At 72.5% G+C, this 4,895-nt stretch carries 6 protein-coding genes; 3 read left to right on the top strand and 3 right to left on the bottom strand.

Annotation, left to right across the window (positions count from 1 at the left end):
• Positions 1-1,138: UvrD-helicase domain-containing protein (locus ACN675_RS27645; protein ID WP_420753857.1), on the bottom strand; the 1,138-nt coding region annotated here is incomplete at its 3' end.
• A gap of 112 nt (positions 1,139-1,250) precedes the next feature.
• Here ACN675_RS27645 and ACN675_RS27640 point away from each other — a divergent pair.
• Together ACN675_RS27640 and ACN675_RS27635 are read left to right on the top strand one after the other, a co-directional pair.
• Positions 1,251-2,039 carry an alpha/beta fold hydrolase gene (locus tag ACN675_RS27640; protein WP_420753856.1) on the top strand — a complete coding sequence of 263 codons (789 nt, stop codon included), beginning with the start codon at positions 1,251-1,253 and terminating at the stop codon, positions 2,037-2,039.
• Entirely contained in the window at positions 2,040-2,336 is a 297-nt protein-coding gene (locus ACN675_RS27635) for an MGMT family protein (RefSeq protein WP_420753855.1), read from the top strand.
• Positions 2,337-2,342: 6 nt separating this feature from the next.
• Here ACN675_RS27635 and ACN675_RS27630 read toward each other — a convergent pair whose 3' ends face one another.
• Positions 2,343-2,936 carry a DedA family protein gene (locus ACN675_RS27630; protein WP_420753858.1) on the bottom strand — a complete coding sequence of 198 codons (594 nt, stop codon included), beginning with the start codon at positions 2,934-2,936 and terminating at the stop codon, positions 2,343-2,345.
• A 103-nt stretch (positions 2,937-3,039) separates the two neighbouring features.
• Entirely contained in the window at positions 3,040-3,963 is a 924-nt protein-coding gene (locus tag ACN675_RS27625) for a TIGR03564 family F420-dependent LLM class oxidoreductase (RefSeq protein WP_420753854.1), read from the bottom strand.
• Between the two features lie 136 nt (positions 3,964-4,099).
• On the opposite strand from ACN675_RS27625, the gene ACN675_RS27620 reads away from it, so the two are divergent.
• A partial coding sequence (locus tag ACN675_RS27620; protein WP_420753853.1) for an NTP transferase domain-containing protein occupies positions 4,100-4,895 on the top strand: 796 nt, incomplete at its 3' end.

The raw sequence follows: 4,895 nt of genomic DNA, 5'->3' as shown, positions 1-4,895 counted from the left end.
CGGCTTCGGCCTCACCGGCGACCGCGGCGGCCCCGCGATGCGGGGGCAGGCCCGGCAACCGCCGCGCGATCGAGTCGGTGACGGCAGCGATGGCGGCGGCCGCGCGATGGCTGGTGGCGAGGACGATGCACCGCTCGGGATCCGTTTCGGCGAGTTCGGTGAGGAACCTGGTGTCCGCGCCGCGGAAGGTGAACACCATCTGGTCGGGGTCGCCCGCGACGGTGGCGGTGCGGGTGCCGACGCCGATGGCCTTGATCAACTGTGCCGACTGCGGATCCAGGTGCTGGGCGTCGTCGACGAGCAGGTGCCGGATGCGGCTGCGCTCGGACGCGAGCAGATCGGGGTCGGTGGCGAACGCGGCGAGGGCGGCACCGACGAGTTCGGCGGCGTCGAGGGCAGGGGCCGTGGCCTCGGGGGCTTCGAGACCGACCGCGCCGCGCAGCAGCATCACCTGCTCGTAGCGGGCCGCGAACAGACCAGCGGCCACCCATTCGGGCCGGTCGCGTTCCTCACCCAGGGCGACGAGGTCCTCCGGTCCGAGACCGCGTTCGTTGGCACGCAGCATCAGGTCGCGCAGCTCCACCGCGAAGCCGGTCATCCCGAGCGCGGGCCGCAGTCGCTCGGGCCACATGCCGGCGCCGTCGTCGATGTCGCCGCGCAGCAGCTCGCGCAGCACCGCGTCCTGCTCGGCACCGGTGATCAGGCGCGGCGGCGGATTGCCGTGCCTCGACGCCTGCAGCCGCAGCACCGCGAAGGCGTAGGAGTGCACGGTCCGGACGAGCGGCTCCCGGGTGGCGCGGGCACCGGTGACGCTCCCCTCGCGCAGCAGGCCCGCGGTGATCTCCTCGCGCACCGCCGTTGCAGCGCGCCGCGAATGGGTGAGCACCAGCACCGATTCCGGTTCGGCTCCGGCCGCGATCCGGGAGACCGCCAGGTCGACGAGCAGCGACGTCTTGCCGGTGCCGGGACCACCGAGAATCTGCCAGGGCCGCCAGCGCGGCAGCGGCGGGGCATCCGCGAACACCTTCCGCACGTCGTCGGGCCATTCGCGGCGTGGGGGCGCCGTGTCCGGTCGCTGCACCAGCCGCGCGGCCGGACGGCGCGGCCGGTCGAGCGTGCGGGTGTCGGCGTCGGTCATGCCCGATATCCCATCAGAAGGGTCCGACACGGAACCGACCCGCACGACCCCGGCCCGGCTCCGGGCGGCTCTGGGACAGCACGGCTATGAGCGGACTGCGATAGTGATCGGCGTGAACACGCCTCCGTCACCTCTGCACACCCACCTGTTCGGACCCGCGGACGGCCCGCAGATCCTGGCCCTGCACGGGCTGACCGGGCACGGCCGCCGGTGGGAGAACATCGCGACCCGGCATCTGCCGGAGGCCCGGTTCGTCGCGCCGGATCTGCGCGGGCACGGCCGGTCGCCGTGGACGCCGCCGTGGAATTTCGAGACGCACGTGCAGGATCTGCTCGGGGTGCTCGACGCGCACACCACCGGACCGGTGCTCGTCGTCGGGCATTCGTTCGGCGGGGCTCTCGCGGTGCATCTCGCGGCCACCGCGCCCGAGCGGGTACGCGGGCTGCTCCTGCTGGATCCGGCGATCGGCCTGCCGCCCGAGCGCATGCAGGAGATCGCGGATCTCACGGTCCGGTACCCGGACTACACCGACGCCGCGGAGGCCCGTTCCGAGAAGGTGCACGGCTCGTGGGGTGAAGTCGCCGAGGAGCTGCTCGACGCCGAGATCGCGGAACATCTCGTCGAGCTGGAGTCCGGGCGGGTGAACTGGCGCCTGTTCGTGCCGGCGCTGGTGACGTCCTGGAGCGAACTGGCCCGCGACTTCGTGCTGCCGCCCGCGCACATCCCGACCACGGTGGTGCGTGCGGCGAAGGTCCAGCCGCCGTACGTCACCGACGAATTCCGTGCCGCGCTCGCCGAGCGTCTCGGCGCGAATCTGACCGAGCTCGAGTTGGACTGCGACCACATGATCGAGCAGGCACGGCCCGAAGAGACCGCGGCCCTGATCCGCAGGATGCTGTAGATGGCCGCGACCACCGACGCCCAGATCGAACGGGTCCGGGAACTGGTCGCGTCGATTCCCGCGGGCCGGGTCGCGACGTACGGCGACATCGCCGACGCCGCGGGTCTGTCGAGCCCGCGCACCGTGGGGTGGATCATGCGCACCGACAGCGCCGATCTGCCGTGGCACCGGGTGCTGCCGGCGTCCGGGAAACCCGCCCCGCACCTGGCGCGCCGTCAACTGGCGCGGCTCGCCCTCGAAGGCACACCGATCCGCGGGGACCGGGTCGATCTCGCGGCGGCCCGGCACCGGTTCTGAACCCGTTCACCGGTCGGTGCTGCGGCTCCGCGTCCGTCGGCGCCGGACCCGGCGGACGACGAGGACGGCGACCGCGACGACGGCCACCACGATCACGAGGCGCTGGAAGCTCGACGCGTACGGCTGGATCCGCGACCAGTTCTGTCCCAATTGATACCCGGCCAGCACGAACACCGCGTTCCAGATCGCGCTTCCGGCGGTGGTGAGAACCGCGAACCGCCACACCGGCATCCGGGTGACCCCGGCGGGAATCGAGACGAGGCTGCGGAACAGCGGGATCATGCGGCCGAAGAACACCGACTTGCCGCCGTGCCGGTGGAACCAGTCCACCGTCCGGTCGAGATCGGCGACGTCGACCAGCGGCATCCGGTCCACGATCCGGCGGATCCGCTCCTCCCCGACCACCCGCCCGAGCGCATAGAGGCCGAGCGCGCCGAGCAGGGAACCGAGGGTCGTCCAGAACAGCGCCGACGCCAGCGTGAAACTGCCGAGTCCGGCCGCGAAACCCGCGAGCGGCAGGATCACCTCGCTGGGCAGCGGCGGGAAGAAGTTCTCGAGCGCGATCGCCAGGCCGGCGCCGAGACCGCCGAGCCGATCCATCAGCGACAACGCCCACCCTGCGAGCCCGTCGGTGGGGACGTTCGATCCGGGCGGTACGGCGACGATAGCGGTCGGGCTCACCACTCCACCCTAGGCAGAACGGTCAGTCCGGCTCGGCTGCCAGGTCTCTCAGCAGGTCCCGGGTGCGCCGCAACGACGTGCGCGGATCGTCCCCGACCGGGAACGGGGCCGCCCACACGTCGGTCACGCCGGCAGCGACCAGCGCCCGCAACTGTGCCCGCACCGATGCCTCGTCCCCGACCACCGCGACATCCGCCGGCTCGGAGGCTCCCGCGGCCTCGAGGACGCGGCGGTAGGCGGGTACCGAGGCATAGGAACCGGCGGTCGCGGCGCATGCGATCCGAGCCTGGGTCACGTCGTCGTGGACCGCCACCGGCAATCCGGCGACGACACGCGGCGCGGGCCGTCCCGCCTGCTGCGCCGCGGCGTGCAGGGCGGGCACGATCCGGGACTCGATCACCGGCGCCGACGCCATCCACAGGATCGTGCCGTCGGCGTGGCTGCCCGCGACCCGCAGCATGCGCGGTGACATGGCCGACAGCAGCACGGGCACCGGATGCGCGACCGAGGTCATGCGTCCGGCGCTGCGCGTCGTCCACTCGGTGCCGCGCACGTCGACGTCGTCACCGCGGAGCAGGGCCGTGACGATGCTCACGTATTCCTCGGTGTTCGTGCCGGGCCGGTCGTAGGACAGGCCGTAGACGTCGCGGACCGAGGACTCGTGCGACGGGCCGAGCCCGAGGGTGAAGCCGGGCCGTCCCATCGCCTCGGCGGTCGCGGCCACCCGGTTGGCCTGCAGCAGCGGGTGACACGGATAGGTCTGCAGCACTGCCGTACCCAGTTCGATCGCGGTCGTGGCCCGCCCCGCGACCGCCATCGCGGCCAGCGGATCGCCGAGCACACCACTGGCGAACCACAGCGACGCGAAGCCGTCGGCCTCCGACTGCTGCGCCTGCCGGACCACCTTGTCGGTCGACGTGGCGCCGCCTGTCAATCCGATTCGCATCCAATTCCTTTCGCCGACTTCGAGGAATACACGAAATCCCCCGCGGACGGCACCCGTTCGCACACACGCGCACCAGTGGCCGCCGACACACCGGTCGCCCGCACGGGTTCCGGGGCGGTGCGGCAGCATGGTCGTCATGACCACGTTGAACGGTTCCGAAGCCGTCGTCGTCGCGGGCGGAGGAGCGACCCGGATGGGTGGCGTCGACAAACCGGCACTGGTCGTGCACGGCCGGCGCATGCTCGACAGCGCCCTCACCGCGGTCTCGGCCTGCCGGCGCGTCACCGTGGTCGGGCCGCACCGCGACGACCTCGACCCCGCGATCGGCCAGGTGCAGGAGGCACCCGCCGGCGGTGGTCCGGTCGCCGCGATCGCCGCCGCCCCGATCCCCCACGACGCACCCGTCCTGACGCTCGCGTCCGATCTGCCGTTCGTCACCGCGGACACGTTGATCACCTTGCTCGACGCGCTGAGCGCCGATCCTCACGCGGACGCCGCGTTCGCCGTCGACGGGGACGGCCGCATCCAGTTCCTGCTCGCGGCCTGGCGCGGCGCCGCGCTCGCCACGCGCCTCGACGACCTCGCCGGCGAGGTCGCGAACCAGCCGATGAAGGCACTGCTGCCGGACCGGTACGTGACGGTCCCCGTGTCCGACACCGCGGACTGCGACACTCCCGAGGATCTGCACCGCGCTCGCTCCGCCCATCCCGGAACCGTCGCCGCGAACCCCGATCGCGCACGCGAGCTCGTGCGAAACGTCATGCAGCCGTTACCCGTTCGCACACTGCCGATCCGCGAATCGCTCGGTGCGACCCTCGCGGCTCCGCTGGTCGCGGCGGAGGCCCTGCCGCCCGTGGCGGTGTCCGCGATGGACGGATACGCCGTCGCGGGCGACGAACCGTGGACGCTGCGCAGCGAGATCCGGCGCGCGG

It is taken from the genome of Rhodococcus sp. O3 (assembly GCF_048897285.1).
Taxonomy (GTDB): Bacteria; Actinomycetota; Actinomycetes; order Mycobacteriales; family Mycobacteriaceae; genus Rhodococcus.
This window is presented reverse-complemented; position numbering and strand designations above follow the sequence as displayed.

Excerpts from the sequence above, each read along its gene's own strand:
- ACN675_RS27625 (WP_420753854.1), bottom strand. The coding sequence starts at position 3,963 with ATGCGAATCGGATTGACAGGCGGCGCCACGTCGACCGACAAGGTGGTC.
- ACN675_RS27630 (WP_420753858.1), bottom strand. The coding sequence starts at position 2,936 with ATGGATCGGCTCGGCGGTCTCGGCGCCGGCCTGGCGATCGCGCTCGAG.
- ACN675_RS27635 (WP_420753855.1), top strand. The coding sequence starts at position 2,040 with ATGGCCGCGACCACCGACGCCCAGATCGAACGGGTCCGGGAACTGGTC.